The sequence below is a fragment of the Aeromonas finlandensis genome, assembly GCF_000764645.1.
GTDB lineage: Bacteria > Pseudomonadota > Gammaproteobacteria > Enterobacterales > Aeromonadaceae > Aeromonas > Aeromonas finlandensis.
In genome coordinates this window covers 1-1,131 of record NZ_JRGK01000215.1, presented here as the reverse complement: position 1 = coordinate 1,131, position 1,131 = coordinate 1, and the positions used below count along the sequence as shown (strand labels likewise).

1 protein-coding gene is annotated in these 1,131 nt (G+C 36.4%); it reads left to right on the top strand.

The annotated features are described in order from the left end of the window. Nucleotides 1-1,131: SAVED domain-containing protein (locus LD28_RS23080; protein WP_156120223.1), on the top strand; the 1,131-nt coding region annotated here is incomplete at both ends.

Here is a 1,131-nt window from a genome sequence, read left to right as displayed (position 1 = left end):
CTAGAAATGGATAATTCATTAAATTTACAAGTTTTACAACAACCATTAGATAATCTGACCGACATCAAAACTTATCACGATAAGTTAATAAATGATATTAGATGGGAAGATATTGGACTTGTTATTGATGAAAGTAAATCCAATGTGGTTGTACTATTGATGACGCAGGATCATGCTCAAGCGTTGTTGCGATTTAATCTTACTCCGGCTCAGTATAAAGACGGACTAGAAATATTCACAGCCGGTAAAAAAAATATTGATTTTCGCTCCTATCAAGGAGTATTTTTAAATAACGAAGATATTTCTTCTTTGAACAAAATGAATGATGTTTGGCATCAGTCTAAAGATCAGTCAGTAATAGTTAACATTGATAATATCCCTTCACTCTTAACCTCCTATTGGACAAAAGATAAAGATAAGGGACGCGGTCCCGACTTCACTATTGACACCAAAAGGGCTGTCAGAGACGCTTCTTTTGGTCGATGCATGTTTGAAGGGTGTGGAGAAAATCTTGAGATTGACGCAACCACAGGAGAATATGGGAACTATGCATATTTAGCTCACAATATTGCGGCATCAGAGAATGGGCCAAGAGGGAATATATTTTCAAAAGTTATATCGAATGACCCCAATAATATTTTACATCTGTGTGACAAACATCATAGATTAATTGATAAGGTCGCATTAGCAGATTATCCAGCTTCATTACTCTCTAAAATGAGAGCAGAACATATAAGGTTAGCCAACAACCTTCTAGATGGGCTCAGGTATCCTGCATGTAAAGCTTTTTCTGTGTTATGGCCAGTTCGTGGAAATATAAATGATGGACCTAGCTATCAACAAGTATATAGCTGTTTATCATCAATAAAAATGAGATTAGCTGGTAATATATCTGAAATCTCAAAAAACAATGAAATTCTGATGAACTCCACAAACAACCATTATTGGCCGATTCTAATTGAATCAGTAGAGGTTACTGCAAGAGAGATTATAGCGCAATGTAAGTTCGATAATGTTCCCGCTTGTATTTTCCCTATTGGCCCTATGCCGGCACTAATTGCTTTAGGTGCTATCCTTGGCAATAAGAAACTATTTATCCCAGTTCTGAGAGAACGCGAAACATCGCAATGG